Genomic DNA, 16,842 nt, shown 5'->3' with positions numbered 1-16,842 from the left:
GACTCCGAGCTTTCTTTGCGTTTTTTGGTTACTCACGGAAAAATATTCGAATAAAGAAAGTATGACGGTGTTTACGGGGTAGACATACCCGTGTAAAGTGCCGTGGTAAGGAGAGGGTTCTTTGATTAAAAAACGAAGGAGCTGTCGTAAGACAGCTCCTTTTGTGGTTATATAAACTTCTGGGAGAGGATTTCCACTTTGCCGCTGGACACGTCGTAATGCGCCCCGACGATTCCGATTCGGTCTTGTTCCAAGAGCGTTTTTAAAACGTCGCTTTGTCTGGTCAGCGCTTGAACCGATTGGATGATGTGCTCCTTGGTTACCTCCGAAATCAATTCCGTTTCGCTGTGGTCTGTGCTTTGTAGCCGTTGCTGTACGGTGACTAAAGCCGGGGTGATTTTAGCGAGAACGCCCGTTAGTTTCCCTAGTTTTTTGTGTTGACAGGCGCCGGTGATAGCGCCGCATTTACTGTGACCCAAAACGAGAATTAGTTTGGTGCCCACGAGTTTACACGCGTATTCCAAGCTGCCAATCACCTCGTCCGTAACGATATGACCGGCTATTCTGATGCTGAAGATATCGCCGATTCCCTGGTCGAAAATGTGTTCGATGGGTGTGCGACTGTCCATACAACTCAGTACGATGGCGTGAGGGTGCTGACCGTTTTTGGTTTCTTCGATCTGGCTGAGGAAATTGCGGTTGTATTTTAGGTTGTTGACGAAGCGGTTATTGCCCTCCATCAATATGTTTAAACTTTCTACTGCTGAGGTATTGGCTAAGATTTCTGCGGTTATGGTATTCATGATTAAATGGATTTTCTGTGTTGAAGAATGAGGATTTTGTTGGTGTTTTCGGTGTGGTACGACTTGTGAAAACCGCTGGTTTGCACATCGATGTTCTTTTCTTTGGCGTGTGCATTGATAAAGTCTTGGATGAGCTCGACGATGTCGATGTGAATGTATACCGATTGCTTGGCATCGATATAAGCACTGCTGTTTTGCGGAAGACTGTACAAGCGGCTTTTGATTGCCGATTTGTTTAAAAAGGAAACCTCTTCTGCCAAGCGAATGTGAAAAACAGCGGTTTCTGAGGTTTGTCGCTTCTCGTATTTAAAAGCCTTTTTTAAGTTTCCAAACAACAGAAAAGCGACACTGGTTGCTAATCCCACGGCAACACCGATCAGTAAATCCGATAGAACCACCATGGAAAAAGTGGCGACAAAGGGAATGAATTGGGTATGCCCTTTTTGCCAGAAGTGGATAAACAACAGGGGTTTTGCCAATTTGTATCCCACGAGTATAAGTACGGCCGCTAAAGTGGCCAAGGGAATTAAATTGAGCACAAAAGGCAGTGCCAAAACGGCGATTAGTAAGAACAGCCCGTGTATGATGGCGCTGGTTTTGTATATTCCACCGGCATTGACATTGGCAGAAGAGCGCACCACCACAGACGTCATGGGGATGCCTCCAATTAAGGCGCTTAGCAGATTTCCAATTCCCTGTGCCTTCAATTCTCTATTGGTGTCGGTATTGCGCTTTAGAGGATCTAGGCGATCCGAGGCTTCAATGCACAACAGCGTTTCTATAGAGGCTACCAATGCGATGGTAAAACCGATGATCCATACCGCAGGGTTTAAAAACCCGTTCCAGTCGGGCAGTACAATAATGTTTGCGAGCTCGGCAGCACTTTGGAAAGTCGGAATAGCAACCAAATGACTGCCGGCTATCGCCAAACTGGAATTTGTGCTGGTCCAGATAAAATTGATCAGTATGGCTACGGCTACCGCGATTAAGGCGCCGGGCAATATTTTTACCCGCCTTAAAAAAGGGATTTTGTCCCAAAGAAGTAATATTCCCAGCGATACGGCTGTGATAATTAGCGTGCCGAAATGGATTTGACCCAAGAATCCAGCAGCGTTGTTTTGGAAGAGCTCCGAAAGGGAGTTTAGTCCGAAGATCAGCGGAATTTGCTTGAGAATGATGATGACACCAATTCCGGCAAGCATGCCTTCAATCACATTGCTGGGAAAGAAATTGGCAATGGTTCCCGATCTTAAGAAACCCAATATGACCTGGAGGATACCGGCGATAATACCGGCACATAAAAACAGGGAAAAGGAGCCTAAGTCGGTTATGGCACTCAGTATGATGGCCGATAAACCCGCTGCTGGTCCGGTAACACTGATGTTGGAATTGCTGAGAAAGCCGACGACAATACCGCCGATTATGCCACTGATAATACCGGCAATGGGCGGCGCGCCTGAGGCAAGTGCGATGCCTAAACAAAGGGGGAGCGCCACTAAAAAAACGACAAGTCCCGGCGCAAAACTGGTTTTCAGTTTTGTAAATATAGGTGTAGTATTCATGGATTTTAAAATAAAATTTGACAAGAGAAGTGCGTGCAAAAATATTTTGCAGCCTTAATTTTTACGGTCAAAGTTTATGCTAAATCGGGAGGGGGGTCGGGGATCTCGCGGATGTTTAAACGAGGTAATTTGTCGTTGATATGGTCGAAAGATCCATTTTTTGCCGTCGCTTTTCGGTCCAATCCCCAATCGGATAGGTAGTCGAAAATATTGTACGGATGGTGTTCTTCTTCGGTATTGGTAATCGGTTTTTTATTCTCTTCGGATATACTGATGGTTGGAATGTTGAGGTCCATATCAAACGCCACCGCAATAGTCGGCAATGCGAGGAAATTTATAAAGAAACCCAAAACGATCAAACTCAGTACTTTCATATAGGATGGGTATACGTGTTTTTGGTAAACCACAGACGGCAATTGCCGCTAAGCGCCTTTTATTTGCTGTTATACGGTTGTAAAAATAAATTTTTCAGCGCTTGGTAACTGTTTTTTTCTTGTTAAACTTAGATTAAATTTATCGCATACTACGGCCTCGGTATAAAATCGAGAAAATAGTTGGGGCCGTAGTGTTAAAATGTTTTAGGCTGAAGTATAAATGCAATATACTTGTAGTTAATTTATAAACGACGATTCCCAATTGAAACCACAGCATTGTACCCACTGTAAAGAACCTCTAAGCTGCAATGCCGCAGCCATCCAAGATTGCGACTGCCAGAAATTGCAATTGCGGCCAGAAACCATCGCCTTTTTAAAGACGACTTTTCACAAGTGTTTGTGCAATTCGTGCTTAAAGAAAATGGACGAGATGGTCGCTTTTTCCCTGGTTCATGAATTTCCAAAACGCCGTAGTGAAATGATTGAAGGGGTGCATTATTATATTGAAAACGGCTATTTTGTCTTTACCGAACAGTATCACTTGATGAAAGGACAATGCTGTCAAAACGGATGCCGACACTGTGTCTATGGCTTTAAGAATCAGTTTTTATAAAAAACAGCTAACAAAGCGGTTATCAGTTAAAAAAACCGTATTTTTGTATTCAAAATATTACTTTTACTGCTATGAAAGGACCATTATTTTATTCGAAAATACTACTGTTTGGAGAGTATGGGATTATCAAAGATTCCAAAGGCCTTTCCATACCTTATAATTTTTATAAGGGCGCATTAAAAATGGGTGATACCCCCACAGCGGAAACGCAAAAATCCAATCAAAGCTTGCGCAATTTTGCTGCCTACCTAGAAGATTTGCAAGAGAGCAAACCGGAATTGGTGGTTTTTAACCTACAAGAAATGCAGGCGGATATAGCCGGTGGATTGTATTTCGATTCGAGTATTCCCCAAGGATATGGCGTAGGGAGTAGCGGTGCTTTAGTCGCTGCTATTTACGACCGCTATGCACAGGATAAGATTACGGTTTTGGAAAATCTGACCCGCGAAAAATTGCTGCAGCTCAAAACGGTATTCGCAGAAATGGAATCTTTTTTCCACGGTACGAGTTCGGGATTAGATCCTTTAAACAGCTATTTGAGCTTGCCGATTTTGATCAATTCCAAAGACCATGTGGAACCTACAGGACTGCCTTCTCAGAGCACTCAGGGAAAAGGAGCCGTGTTTTTGTTGGATTCGGGTATGGTAGGCGAAACCGCTCCGATGATTACCATCTTTATGGAAAATTTAAAAGATCAGGGTTTTAGAAGAATGCTTAAAAATCAATTCGTCAAATATACGGATGCCTGTGTGGAGAGTTTTCTACACGGCGATATGAAAGCCCTTTTTTCCAATACCAAAAAGTTGTCTAAAACGGTTTTAAACAACTTTAAACCGATGATACCGGAACAGTTTCACCAAATTTGGGCACAGGGAATAGAGTCTAACGACTACTATTTAAAATTGTGCGGATCCGGAGGTGGTGGTTATATACTCGGTTTTACACAGGATTTAGAAAAGGCCAAAGCCTCGTTAAAAGACTACGAGCTCGAAGTGGTTTATCAATTCTAAAAGCCGTTATTTACAAACCTTAACCATCGCTACAGGCGATTAACAATAGAACTCAATGCGCTCAAGGAAAACCAAATTGATATTGATGAAAATATTCAGTTTCTTTTCTGTGGTGCGCGGGTACAACATCTTTGTTATCGTCGTGGCGCAGTATTTGGCGTCCATATTTATTTTGGCTCCGGAAAAAAGGGCCTTGGATGTGCTTTTGGACCCCCAATTGTTTATCATTATCTTTTGTTCCACCTTGGCAATTGCCTCGGGCTATATCATCAATAACTTTTACGATATGGAAAAGGACTTGATCAATCGGCCCACAAAAACCATGTTGGACCGATTGGTCAGTCAGAGAACCAAACTGCGGGTATACTTTTTTCTCAATTTTGTGGCTGTAGCCTTGGTATCGGTGGTGTCGATTAGAGCGGGTTTGTTTTTCTCGGCCTTCATCTTTTTGCTGTGGTTCTATTCCCACAAACTCAAACGCTTTCCCATCATCGGCAACCTAACCGCGTCCTTCTTGGTAATCGCGCCCTTTTTCGGGATATTGATGTATTTTAAAAACTATTACGAAGCCATATTTCTACACGCCCTTTTTCTATATCTCATCGTGCTGATTCGCGAAATCGTCAAGGACATGGAAAACATCAAAGGCGATTTGGCCAACGGATACCAAACCTTTCCCGTGCGTTTTGGCGAAAAAACCGCCAAGCGAATCATTACGTATCTCGTCGTGCTCACTGTGATTCCCGTTTATTTTTTGATCGAAGAACACCATGTGGGCTATATGAGTATTTACTTTTATTTCAGTTTGATTATCTTGAGCTTTTTTACCTTTAAATTGTGGAAATCTCAAACAATTTTGGAATATCATCAGCTGCATATCAGTCTAAAACTCCTGATTTTATTGGGCGTTTTTTCGATTGTTTTAATCGATCCCAGCGTGGTTATCCACGGCAAACAACTCTTTAACGGATTGTAAAGCAAGGTAGTGTAATTTTTTTTATCGCAATTCGCGAAAAAACTAATTAATAGTAGTGTATTTAAATGTTATCTTTGCAAAAATAAGTACTATGAATAACGGTAAGGGAAGCGACAAAAACGCTAAGAAAAGCGCTAGTAAGAATAAGCCAAAGGGGAAAACTTTTAAAAAGGACGATAAAAAATCAACTTTCGCCAGTGCAAAACCGGTGGTTGAAAGAAAGCCTAAGCAAAAGAAAGTCACCTCTTTAGATGAAGATAATATCCGATTAAATAAATATATTTCAAACTCAGGTGTGTGCTCTAGGAGAGAAGCAGACATTTACATCGTTTCCGGTAACGTAAAAGTTAATGGCGAGGTTATTGTAGAAATGGGTTACCAAGTAAAACCGGGCGATGTAGTTAATTTTGATGGCGCGGTAATCAATCCGGAGAAAAAAGTCTATGTCTTGTTGAACAAACCCAAGGGTTTCTCGACAATCACCGAAGAAATCGTTAGTCCAGAAAACGTATTGACTCTGGTAAAAGGAGCGTCTAAAAGCATGTTGAGTCCGATTGGAAGAATGGATAAAACCACTTTGGGATTGCTGTTGTTTACCAACGATACCGAAATGATTCAAAAGTTTACTACAGCCAACCAACGCTCGTCAAAAATGTATCAAGTTTCCTTGGATAAAAACTTGAAATACGAAGACTTGGAAAAATTGGAAAAAGGCCTAACACTGGATGGTCATAAAGTATATATCGAAGAGATTAATTACGTAGACGATCAACCGAAAACGGAAATCGGCATCAAACTAAAAGCGACCAATGTAAAAACAGTCCGCAATTTGTTCGAGTCCTTAAATTACAACGTGCTCAAAGTAGATCGCGTGGTATTTGCCGGATTGACGAAGTTTAACCTTCCAAGAGGAAAATGGAGAACCCTGACTACTCAAGAAATCATCAACTTGAAAAATGCATAAAAAAAACTCGTTAGTATTGGCTAACGAGTTTTTTGTTTGATAGATTAAGGAAGAACTAATCATCCTGAGTGGTGAGTAGTCCGCGTTTTGAGAGCAGTGCTTTCGGATCGGGCTGATGTCTGCTAAAGTTGATATACAATTGCAGCGGGTCTTCCGTACCGCCTTTTTCCAAAATCTGGGTGCGAAGGGATTTGGCGGTTTGAGCATCAAAGAGTCCCTTGGTTTTAAACACTTCAAACGCATCGGCATCCAATACTTCCGACCAGATATAACTGTAATAACCCGCGGCATATCCACCGGCAAATAAATGCGTGAAATAAGTGCTGCGATAGCGGGGTATAATCGCTGCTGTAAGTTCGATTTCGTCTGTGAGCGCCCGTTCAAACGCATCGACCTCTTGGGTGATGGCCGTGGTTTGCGTGTGGTACTTCATATCCAATAGCGCTGCCGCTAAATATTCGGTCGTGGCAAACCCCTGATTAAAGGTTTGCGACTTTTGCCATTTCTCAATCAAGTCGTCGGGTATGCTTTGACCGGTATGGTAATGCTTGGCAAATTGTTTTAATACCGCGGGTTGTGCCGCCCAGTTTTCCAGTATCTGTGAAGGCAATTCAACAAAGTCTCGGGGCACTTGAGTACCGGCAAGACTCCTGTAGCTTACTTTGGACAACAAGCCGTGTAAGGCATGTCCAAACTCGTGAAAAACCGTGGTGGTTTCCTCAAAAGTGAGCAGTGTTGGTGTCGCTCCATTGGATTTTGCAAAATTGCAGACTATGGAGATAATCGGCGCTATGCGCTGTCCGTCTTGAAGTTGTTGCTTGCGGTAGGAGGTCATCCAGGCACCACTTCGCTTGCTCGGTCTCGCAAAGAAATCCAAATATAAAATTCCCAGCAGCGCACCGTCTTTTTCCGTCACCTCCCAAGCGGTCACGTCTTCGTGATATTTCGGCAACTCGGGCAAGGCTTTAAATTGCAGGCCATACAGCTGGGTAGCCACATCGAAGACTCCTTGTTGCACTTGAGCCAAACTCAAATAGGCTTTGAGGGCGTTTTCATCCAAATCAAAACGCGATTTTCGCATTTTTTCGGTATAAAAACGCCAGTCATAAGGTTGAATGCGTCCCGATATACCGTCGCGATGCAAGAGTATCTCAAGGTCTTGTTCTTCTCGCTGGGTCTTTTTGCGGGCAGCTTGCCACAACTGGTCCAACAATTGGTAGACGGTTTGAGTGTCTTTGGCCATATTTTCTTCCAACACATACGATGCCTGGTTTGGATATCCCAACAGTTGTGCGCGTTGCATGCGTAAATTGGCTATTTGCAGTACCAGCGCTTTGTTGTCAAAGGCGTTGTCTTGATTTGCTTTTTGCTGAAAGGCCGTCCAAATCGCTTTGCGCAACGATCGGTTTTCGGCATATTGTAGAAAGGGCATGATACTGCTGTGGTTTAGGGTGAATAGCCATTGTCCCGCTTTGCCGCGAACTTGCGCTACTGCGGCCGCGTCTGCAACGACTTCGGCAGGGAGACCCGCTAAATCTTTTTTGTCGGAAATCACCAAGGCATAAGCTTGAGTGTCCGCCAACAAATGGTCGCCGAATTGAAGGGAGGCCAAGGCCAGTTGCTGATTGATATCGCGAAATTCCCGCTGCTGTTCTGCCGTCAATAAGGCGCCGTTGCGAACAAATCTTTTATAGGTTTTTTCCAAAAGCGTTCGCTGCTCCGCCGTGAGCTTTAAGGCGTCTTTGGCCTGCCACAGCAGTTGTACACGCTTAAATAAGGCCGCATTGAGATAGATGTTGTCTTGGTGCTCGGATAATGTCGGGGCCATCTTTAAAGCCGTCGCTTGTAGCTCGTCGTTGGTATGAGCGCTGAGGAGGTTGTTGAAAACCGCCGATACCCGTTCTAGTAAAAGACCGGAGCTGTCCAAAGCAGCGATGGTGTTCTCAAAGGTGAGCTTGGCGCTGGATTTGAGGATTTCCTCGATTTCCTGCTGCTGGTCTTTGATTCCTTCGTTTAAAGCAGATTCAAAATTCGCGTTTTCAATTTCGTCAAAAGGCGGAACGGAGTAGGGGGTTTCCCAAGTAGCCATAAGGGGATTGTTTTCACCACTGCTGTGAGCGGTATTTTCGCGTTTGCACGAAAAAGAACTCAAGGCAATGAGGGTTAATAGTATAGTGGAACGTAAGGGCGTAATCATAATCGTTGGTTAGGTGATGTAAACTTATAAAAAAGTAAGCGATTAACCTTTCTTCTTGGAGCTGTGTTTGCTGTTGGTTACTAAAAAAGTTTTCTTAAGCCCGTCTGCCAAGCTGATCCACATAAAATTGAAAAAGGATTTTTCCTCGTTGCGCAATTGCTCAATTTCGGCCTCATTAAAGGTGTTATCGGTGTCGTTGCGAACAAAGAGATTGCCTATAGCCGAAAGAAATTGGTTCTTTTTCTGACCGTTTTTGCGGAGAAACTCAATCTTGAAATCGCGGTATTTGATTTTAAAATCCCCTTTGGATTCCCGTTGGTTTCCATAAATGTTAAAGTATACCTGATCGAGGGTTCCCGTGGTGGTCGCGTTGATTTGTGGACGCAGAAAGGTGTTGAGCTTTGCCGTGGGCAACTGATGGATACTGCCCGAAAACACAAACTGATCGGCCGTATTGTTAACGTCAAAATTCCAATGCACCTTTAAAGGTGCGGTTCCCATAAATAAGCAATCGACGTCTATTTGGGTTTTTTTCTTTCGTTCCTTGGCAGCTATACCGCTGAGTACCTGAGTGATTTGCGCGTTAAAGGCTCCGAATTTAATGTGGCTGGCTTCGGTATTAAAGTCCAATTGCTCAATATACGCAATAGCGCTGTGCTTTACGATAACCGTATCTAGGGCTAGAAAGAAGTTTAAATCGCGGAGTTTTTTTGAAAACAGGGGTTTGATTGAGGTGTCGTCGGCAACGGCCTTGTTTCTATATACTTCTGCCGTCAAGCTGTCGAGTTGCAACTTTGCAGCCGTAAGTTTAAACCCGTTTTGGTCTAAGGTCCAATGGAAGCGATCCAGTTGAAGGTCGGTGTTTTTAACGGCAAACAAATCGGTTTCTTTGGTGATCTTTTTTTGGAACTCCTCCTTGCTGTATACCGGTTTTAACTCCAATTCTCGCAGCTGCAATCGGTCGTTGTCCAAGCGGGTCTTTTTGGTGCTAAGGGTGTAAAAACGATTGACTACCGCAGCCAAGCTGTCGTAACTCACGCGGTAATCGGCAAAGCGAAACGGCACCTTGTTCTTTAAGGAGGTCGAGTCGATTTCGATTTGATCGATTTGGATATCGAGGTTTTCCAAGTACACCAAATGCTGTTTGCCCAAACTGTCTTCCCATTGAAAACGGCCGGCCGTTAGGTCGAGTTGGTTTACGCGAATCAGCTGTTTAAACGGGGTCTTGGCCGGGGAGTCTACGGGTTTGCTACGGCCTTTTCGCATGGCGATATGAGGGGTACTGAGGCTTATTTTGTCTGCGCTAAAATTGTTTCGCCACAGGTCGTACAAGCCTATTCCCGATATGCGAAGTTCCTCGATTTTCGCGCCCACCAAGTGAACGCCGACAGCAAGCGTATCCGATTTTGGGGTGAGCACCAAATCGGTAAAAGTAACCGACCTCGTACTCAGGCTGAGGTCGTATTCGGCATAAGTAAGGCTATATGGAAATTGTGGATTCCGATTGATGGATTCCGTTATTTTTCGTTCCGTCCACGGTTTGAGAAACAACACACCCACCAGCAGTATGAGGATGGCTAGGCCCAAAATTGACGCAGCGATATAGCCCATAATCTTTAGAGTTTTGTACTTGCTCATTGGGGAGAATTTTAAATTAACTAGGGCTGCACCCCTTTATATCAATCAATTTAAGAATAATAATGTTTTATAGCACCTTTTTGATAGGATTTTTTTAGCAAACGCAAACGAAAGGTCGAGATGGCGGATGAGTGGGAATCCATCGCTGTTTTTAAGTTTTGTAAGATTCGATAAAATCATAAATTTGTACAAAAGCAATTTGAGATGAAAAAGAAAATAATTTCGGGACTGTTGGCTGTGGTGTTCATCAGCCTCACTGCGTGTCGGGAAAAGAACGTGGAACCCGACAATACCACGGAGCTCAAAGGAGCAAGCGAAGAAGGGGCTGCGAGCGATTTACCAGCTGCTGAAGTGGGGGATTTTGCCGAGGTAGCCCATGTTGATAGTTATAATCAAGCGGCCTTTTCAGTTAACGCAATAACCGACCCCTTTGTCATTTATACCCAAGAAGATGTCCACAGCAAGTCGGTGGTAATTCCGGTAACGGCTCAAAATCACTTTGGCAGTTTGTACGTCTTTGGCGAGTCGGAAAATTTTTATCAGGTGCATTATCAACTGCGCAACGAACCGAGAACTACGGTGCGTGCCTATGTACCCAAAAGCCAATTTACCAAGGATTCCCATCAACAAATTAAGGCCGATGCCGATTTGAATCAACTGCGGTCCATGTCAATCAAAGATCAAGAAATAGCAACCACGAGTTTTAAGGAATATGGCGAGTTGCGCTTTACAGACGAGGCTACCTACAAATTGGCCAAAAATACCGTTTTGACCACGCCTCAGGCCGCGATTGTGGAAAATGCCAAGGAAATCGCTATTCAGGGCGCCACGAGCAAACGCGTATTGAAAAAGCACTCCTTCGAGGACGAAGTGGAAACCCAATTGGCACTGGTGGGTTATAGCGAGCTGCTCCACAAAGTAATCGTCAAGGAAATTGCGGATATGGAAACGTATTATACTTTTTACGATATGAACAACCTCGATGTGGAGCCATTCCACATCAGTGGTGCCCCCAAATTGTCGCCGGATAAAAAGCGAATCGTCGGCCTGCAAAACAATTCCAGCGTCGGTATTGATTTCAGTTTGCTCGATGTAAAATCCGGCGAATTGATATTCGATACCTACGTCAATTTTGTGGCGTTTAAGTTGTTTTCGGAAAAATCTTATGCGTGGTTAAACGACACGACTTTGGTGGTTAAGGTGTTGCACAGCAACAGCCTTAACACGGTTGTACAGCGGCAGGAGAAAGATGTTAAACCGCAATACATTACCATAAAGCTGTATTGATCGTATCGTTGAAAAGGGATTTCAAAGGTATATAAAAAAGGAGCAGCAGCCTTTTTACGGGACTGCTGCTCTTGATATTAAGCCAGTATAAATTGAAGGTCGGCTTCGAGTTTAACCTCTTCGCTAACCAGTACACCACCGGTTTCCAAAGCGGAGTTCCAGTTGAGATTCCAGTCTTTACGATTGATTTTTCCTATCACATTAAGGGCTAGTTTGGTGTTTCCCCAAGGGTCTTTCATCGCACCGCCAAATTCGGTATCCAGGTTTACGGTTTTCGTCGCTCCATGCATAGTCAATTCACCGGTAATCGTATAGTCGTTACCGCTTTTCTTCGTTACTTTTGTCGAGCTAAAGGCAATCGTAGGATATTGCTCGGCATCGAAAAAATCGGCGCTCAGCAAGTGCTTATCGCGATCGGCATTTTTGGTGTTGATCGAAGCTACTGCTGCCGTAAAGCTTAAAGCAGCACTTTCGAAGTCTCCTTCATTCATAGTCATTTCGCCCTGATAATCGGTAAAGTTTCCCTTGATGTTGGTGATCATCATGTGTTTGATCTTAAACTCAATGCTTGAATGCGTTTGGTCGATATTCCATTTTTGATTGTTCATAGTTTGTTTTTTTTAAATTATTGGTAAAAAGATGGCAGCTCTTCAGGGAACTCCATCAAGAGTAGTTGGGTGTTTTCTTGAGCGCTAATTTCGAAGTGCTGCGTATCGGTAAAACCGATGGCATCCCGGCGGTTTAGCTTTTGACCGTTGATTTCTAATGCACCGGAAATCACAAAGACAAAAACGGCATTTCCCGCGAGCTGTTTGCTGTATTCAAGCGTTTTTCCCGCATCCAAGTCGCTGAGGTAAAACCAGGCATCTTGGTGAATCCAAACCGCGTTTTCTGTTGGATTGGGCGTTAATACAGCGTGAAGCTGATTGTGTGCTTGCTTTTTGTCGATGGTTTTTTGTTCGTATCTCGGTGTCACATTATGCGTTTTGGGAAATAACCAAATTTGCAGTATCTCCACGGGCTTGTCTGCATTGGCGTTGTATTCGCTGTGCTCGATTCCCGTACCGGCACTCATCACTTGGATGTCGCCCTCACGGATAACGGTACCGTTGCCCATGCTGTCTTTATGGGCTAAATCGCCGTTTAGAGGAATGGTGATGATCTCCATGTTTTGATGGGGATGCGTGCCAAAACCCATGCCCGAATCGATGAAGTCGTCGTTAAAAACGCGAAGTGCTCCAAAGTGTATCCGTTGCGAATTGCGGTAATTCCCAAAACTAAAGGTATGATGGGTCTTGAGCCAACCGTGGTCGGCGTAACCTCTAGACGAATCTGAAAATAAAGTAAAAGGGCTCATAGACTTCGTTATTTGGAATAAAGCGATGCTGGTTGTTAAAAGATGTATTCTTTTTAGACTGTTGCTCTATTCTTTATTGTATCACAAATATATTAAGAAAAATGCCCGAAGCCACTTGATGTAGGTTAAGAAATAAAAAAGCCTTTTTGAATCGGTTCAAAAAGGCTTTTTTTTATTTTGTGAGTAGCTTCCGCTTCATCCGGCTAAAGAACTCTGGCGTTACGCCGAGATAGGACGCAATGTGTATCTGAGGCACCTTGTCTTTAATCGTGGGGTGTTTGGCGCAAAATCGCTCATAACGCTCTTCGGCGGTTAAGCTAAGGTTGTCTATAATGCGTTGCTGATTGGCGATTAAAGAGTTTTCGATTAAAATTCTAAAATAGCGATCGATCTTGGGTATGCGGTCAAACAACAGTTGTTGGTCGTCTTTATGCAGGCAAAGTACGGTGGTGTTTTCGATGGCTTCGATATACAATTGTCCGGGTTTTCCCGAGAGAAAACTATACATATCGGCAATCCACCAACCCGTAGTTGCCAAACTCAGGGTGTGTTTAACCCCTTGTTCGTCGATGTTGTAACTCTGTAATATCCCTTCGATGACAAAAAAGGAATGGTGACAAATCTCGTTTTCCTCCAGTAAAAGCGCCTTGGCTTTATAGGTTTTCTGCGAGACTTTAGAGCATAGAAAGGCTTGTTCTTCTTCGGTGAGAACGACGTGTTTTGCAATACTCTTAAGCAGTAAGTCCACAAGCATTTTTTTTAATGGATTACTTCGATGTAGTTTTTGATGGTTTTTGCGCGTTCCACCAATTCTTCAACAGCGGTCTCCGGCGATCCATAAGTTAGGGCAACTCCCATTCTTCTATAGGGCCTAGCGGTGGGTTTTCCGAAAATGCGGAAATCGGATTGGGGTTCAGCGGCAATTTTCTCAAAACCGCTATAGGCGGGATTGTCGGAATGAGCCGTAGCGAGTATAACAGCGCTCGCACCGGCGCGTTCTAAGGTGATCTCTCGGATGGGTAAGCCCAATATGGCTCTGAGGTGTAATTCGAACTCATTATAGTTTTGAGTACCGGCTAGGGTAACCATTCCCGTGTCGTGTGGACGGGGCGACAGTTCCGAAAAAACCACGCCGTCTTGAGTTAAAAAGAACTCCACGCCAAACAGTCCGGCTCCACCGAGGGCTTGAGTCACTTTTTGTGCCATGTTTTGCGCCTCGAGCAGGTCGGCAGCCGATACGTATGCGGGTTGCCAGCTCTCTTGGTAGTCGCCGCGTTCCTGACGGTGTCCAATCGGCGGGCAAAACAAAGTGGGTAATCCGTGTTGGGTAACGGTTAGCAAGGTGATTTCCGATTCGAAAGCGACAAAGGCTTCGACGATCACTTCAATCACATCGCCTCGAGAGCCGTCTACGGCATATTCCCAGGCTTTGTCGATGTCTTCATCCGTTTTGATTGTCGATTGTCCCTTGCCCGAAGAAGACATCAAGGGCTTGACCACACAGGGCATGCCCACTTGTGCTACGGCTAAGCGCAGTGATTCGGCCGAAGTCGCGTATTGATAAGTCGCGGTTTTTATGCCGAGGGTTTTAGCCGCTAAATCGCGAATCGCCTTTCTATTCATCGTGAAATTCGCCGCCTTTGCGGAGGGAACTACGGTGATGCCTTGGTTTTCGTACTCGTAAAAACGCTCCGTTCGAATCGCTTCGATCTCGGGAACGATAAAATCGGGTTGGTGCTTGGCGACGATGCGGTCTAAGGCGGCGCCATCGAGCATATTAATCACTTCAAAACGGTCTGCCACCTGCATAGCTGGGGCGTTTTCATAACTGTCAACCGCAATGACGTATTGACCTAGGCGCTGTGCTGCTATGGCAAATTCCTTGCCCAGTTCACCAGAACCCAATAATAGGATTTTTTTAATCATGGTTGTGTGGTACTAGTAGTGGTATATCGTTCAAAAAAAACCTCAACAGCGTGAGGTTTTTATAGTTAGTTTGTCAAGGTGTCTTTGATGCGCTTAAGGGCTTCTTTTAGCAAATCTTCGCTAGTGGCATAAGACAGACGGATGCAGTTAGGATTGCCAAATGCCTCGCCAGTCACTGTGGCTACATGTGCCTTTTCGAGCAGTAAAAACGAAAAGTCATCGGCGTTCTTCACTTCGATTCCCTGTATGGTTTTTCCGAAATAATGGGAAACATCGGGGAATACGTAAAAGGCCCCCTCGGGGATGTTTGTTTTTAAACCCGGTATATCTTGTAGCAAGCCGACAACCAAATCGCGGCGACCTCTAAAGGCTTGAACCATCTCGTTCAATACCGATGGGTCGGCCGTAACAGCGGCAATCGTTGCGCGCTGTGCAATGCTGTTGGCACCACTGGTTACCTGTCCTTGCATTTTGGTGCAGGCCTTGGCTATGAATTCCGGTGCTCCAATATATCCTATTCTCCAACCCGTCATCGCAAAGGCTTTCGCCACCCCATTGACCGTTATGGTGCGTTCAATCATATTGCCTATAGCGGCAATGCTGCAATGCTTATCGGAAAAATTAATGTGCTCATAAATCTCATCAGCCACGACAAAAATTTGGGGATGCTGTTCCAATACCGCCACTAAAGCCGTTAACTCTGCTTCGCTGTAAACCGATCCGCTCGGGTTACACGGAGAGCTAAACCACATCATTTTGGTTTTGTCGGTAATGGCTGCTTGGAGTTGTTGTGGGGTCATTTTAAAATCGGTGTCGATCGAAGTCGGTACCTCTACCGGTATCCCACCAGACATTTTGATGATTTCGGAATAACTCACCCAAAATGGAGCCGGTAAAATAACCTCATCTCCCGGGTTAATCATCACCTGACCGATGTTGTACAACGATTGTTTGGCACCGGTGGAAACCACAATTTGGCTGGGCGTATACACCAGTTTATTATCTCTTTTGAACTTTAGACAGATGGCTTCCTTGAGGTCAACATAGCCGTCCACGGGTGGATACTTGCTGTAATTATCGTGAATGGCCGCTATAGCGGCTTCCTTGATGAATTCTGGCGTGTTGAAATCGGGCTCGCCCAAACTCAAACTGATGATGTCAATGCCCTGTGCTTTGAGCTCTCGGGCTTTTGCAGCCATCGCCAATGTCTGGGAAGTAGATAAGCTGTTTATTCTATCGGATAATAAATTCGTGCTCATTGGGAATTAAAATTAGTAATGACCATCAAAGGTAATTATTATCTAGGAGATAATAGAGGGGAATAAAACTTTTTACGTGCTAAAATGCGTACTTTTGCTAAAATTTTTTACCATGGATGAGATCTTAAAATATTTCCCCGATTTAACCGCAGAACAACGCAGTCAGTTTGAACAACTCGAGGAATTATACGCCGATTGGAATGCTAAAATCAATGTGATTTCCAGAAAGGATATCCAAGAATTGTATGTCAAACACATCTTGCATTCTCTGGGCATTGCCAAGGTCATGCGCTTTTTGCCGGGTTCGAATATTTTGGACGTGGGCACCGGTGGGGGATTTCCAGGTATTCCCCTGGCAATTTTATTTCCGGAAACCCATTTTTATCTGATCGATGTCATCGCCAAAAAAATTAGAGTGGTCAATGAGGTTGCTACTGCTTTGGGACTTAAAAACGTAAAAGCCGAACAAAAACGGGCCGAATTGGTCGAGGAGAAATTCGATTTTATCGTGAGTCGCGCCGTAACCAATATGCCGGATTTCGCCGGTTGGATTCGCTATAAAACCAAAAAAGACAATCTGCACGATTTGGACAACGGCATCCTTTATCTCAAAGGAGGCGATTTAACCGAAGAGTTAAAAGACTTCCCCAGAGCCGTGGAATTTCCGTTAGCCGATATTTTTGACGATGCCTTTTTTGAAACCAAAAAAGTGGTGTATATGCCGCTAAAATACAAGGGTTAATCCACTAAATCACCTCGACCAAGGTGATTTTTTTATTGGTACCGATCATCGTGCAAACCACGCGGGACTTGCGCGATTATAACAAGAGTGCAAGGAATTGACTATTAAATCTTTACCTTTTTTATTAACAGTCA

16 protein-coding genes are annotated in these 16,842 nt (G+C 44.2%); 6 read left to right on the top strand and 10 right to left on the bottom strand.

What is annotated here, in order from left to right:
* Positions 1–167 precede the first annotated feature (167 nt).
* From ACQZ43_RS02205 to ACQZ43_RS02195, 3 genes are all read right to left on the bottom strand, one after another.
* Positions 168–803, bottom strand: a complete 636-nt coding sequence (locus ACQZ43_RS02205; protein WP_430614216.1) for a carbonic anhydrase — start codon at positions 801–803, stop codon at positions 168–170.
* A 2-nt stretch (positions 804–805) separates the two neighbouring features.
* The gene (locus ACQZ43_RS02200; RefSeq protein ID WP_430614215.1) at positions 806–2,365 is read right to left on the bottom strand and encodes a SulP family inorganic anion transporter; all 1,560 of its coding nucleotides are present in this window, start codon (positions 2,363–2,365) and stop codon (positions 806–808) included.
* A 74-nt stretch (positions 2,366–2,439) separates the two neighbouring features.
* Positions 2,440–2,739 (bottom strand): hypothetical protein, encoded by a 300-nt coding sequence (locus ACQZ43_RS02195; RefSeq protein ID WP_430614214.1) that lies wholly within the window; start codon positions 2,737–2,739, stop codon positions 2,440–2,442.
* A 262-nt stretch (positions 2,740–3,001) separates the two neighbouring features.
* On the opposite strand from ACQZ43_RS02195, the gene ACQZ43_RS02190 reads away from it, so the two are divergent.
* The 4 genes from ACQZ43_RS02190 (at position 3,002) to ACQZ43_RS02175 (ending at position 6,302) form a co-directional block, all read left to right on the top strand.
* Positions 3,002–3,352 carry a cysteine-rich CWC family protein gene (locus tag ACQZ43_RS02190; protein ID WP_430614213.1) on the top strand — a complete coding sequence of 117 codons (351 nt, stop codon included), beginning with the start codon at positions 3,002–3,004 and terminating at the stop codon, positions 3,350–3,352.
* 71 nt (positions 3,353–3,423) lie between these two features.
* A complete protein-coding gene (locus tag ACQZ43_RS02185) occupies positions 3,424–4,362 on the top strand; it encodes a mevalonate kinase family protein (protein WP_430614212.1) in 939 nt (312 codons plus the stop codon).
* A 55-nt stretch (positions 4,363–4,417) separates the two neighbouring features.
* Entirely contained in the window at positions 4,418–5,338 is a 921-nt protein-coding gene (locus ACQZ43_RS02180; RefSeq protein ID WP_430614211.1) for a geranylgeranylglycerol-phosphate geranylgeranyltransferase, read from the top strand.
* A 91-nt stretch (positions 5,339–5,429) separates the two neighbouring features.
* The gene (locus ACQZ43_RS02175; RefSeq protein WP_430614210.1) at positions 5,430–6,302 is read left to right on the top strand and encodes a pseudouridine synthase; all 873 of its coding nucleotides are present in this window, start codon (positions 5,430–5,432) and stop codon (positions 6,300–6,302) included.
* A gap of 55 nt (positions 6,303–6,357) precedes the next feature.
* Here the strand turns inward: ACQZ43_RS02175 and ACQZ43_RS02170 are convergent, their stop codons facing one another.
* Together ACQZ43_RS02170 and ACQZ43_RS02165 are read right to left on the bottom strand one after the other, a co-directional pair.
* Positions 6,358–8,499: a M3 family metallopeptidase gene (locus ACQZ43_RS02170; RefSeq protein WP_430614209.1), complete on the bottom strand. Its 2,142-nt coding sequence runs from the start codon at positions 8,497–8,499 to the stop codon at positions 6,358–6,360.
* A 42-nt stretch (positions 8,500–8,541) separates the two neighbouring features.
* Positions 8,542–10,137, bottom strand: a complete 1,596-nt coding sequence (locus ACQZ43_RS02165; protein WP_430614208.1) for a hypothetical protein — start codon at positions 10,135–10,137, stop codon at positions 8,542–8,544.
* Positions 10,138–10,341: 204 nt separating this feature from the next.
* On the opposite strand from ACQZ43_RS02165, the gene ACQZ43_RS02160 reads away from it, so the two are divergent.
* Entirely contained in the window at positions 10,342–11,424 is a 1,083-nt protein-coding gene (locus ACQZ43_RS02160) for a hypothetical protein (protein WP_430614207.1), read from the top strand.
* A gap of 77 nt (positions 11,425–11,501) precedes the next feature.
* On the opposite strand, the gene ACQZ43_RS02155 is transcribed toward ACQZ43_RS02160, so the two are convergent.
* The 5 genes from ACQZ43_RS02155 to ACQZ43_RS02135 all read right to left on the bottom strand — a co-directional run bounded on the left by ACQZ43_RS02155 (position 11,502) and on the right by ACQZ43_RS02135 (position 15,966).
* Entirely contained in the window at positions 11,502–12,032 is a 531-nt protein-coding gene (locus ACQZ43_RS02155; protein ID WP_430614206.1) for a YceI family protein, read from the bottom strand.
* A gap of 17 nt (positions 12,033–12,049) precedes the next feature.
* Positions 12,050–12,781, bottom strand: coding sequence for a pirin family protein (locus tag ACQZ43_RS02150; protein ID WP_430614204.1), 732 nt, complete (start codon positions 12,779–12,781; stop codon positions 12,050–12,052).
* A gap of 172 nt (positions 12,782–12,953) precedes the next feature.
* Positions 12,954–13,535 (bottom strand): Crp/Fnr family transcriptional regulator, encoded by a 582-nt coding sequence (locus ACQZ43_RS02145; protein WP_430614203.1) that lies wholly within the window; start codon positions 13,533–13,535, stop codon positions 12,954–12,956.
* 5 nt (positions 13,536–13,540) lie between these two features.
* The gene (gene purT / locus ACQZ43_RS02140; protein ID WP_430614202.1) at positions 13,541–14,707 is read right to left on the bottom strand and encodes a formate-dependent phosphoribosylglycinamide formyltransferase; all 1,167 of its coding nucleotides are present in this window, start codon (positions 14,705–14,707) and stop codon (positions 13,541–13,543) included.
* A gap of 65 nt (positions 14,708–14,772) precedes the next feature.
* Positions 14,773–15,966 carry a pyridoxal phosphate-dependent aminotransferase gene (locus tag ACQZ43_RS02135; RefSeq protein ID WP_430614201.1) on the bottom strand — a complete coding sequence of 398 codons (1,194 nt, stop codon included), beginning with the start codon at positions 15,964–15,966 and terminating at the stop codon, positions 14,773–14,775.
* 112 nt (positions 15,967–16,078) lie between these two features.
* On the opposite strand from ACQZ43_RS02135, the gene rsmG reads away from it, so the two are divergent.
* On the top strand, positions 16,079–16,708 hold the full coding sequence (gene rsmG, locus ACQZ43_RS02130; protein WP_430614200.1) for a 16S rRNA (guanine(527)-N(7))-methyltransferase RsmG: 630 nt from the start codon (positions 16,079–16,081) through the stop codon (positions 16,706–16,708).
* Positions 16,709–16,842: the final 134 nt, after the last annotated feature.

Origin of the sequence: Flavobacterium sp. JP2137 (assembly GCF_050562195.1) — a bacterium.
Lineage (GTDB): Bacteria > Bacteroidota > Bacteroidia > Flavobacteriales > Flavobacteriaceae > Flavobacterium.
Note: the sequence above shows the minus strand (reverse complement) of the source record. Positions and strands in the feature narration are given on the sequence as shown.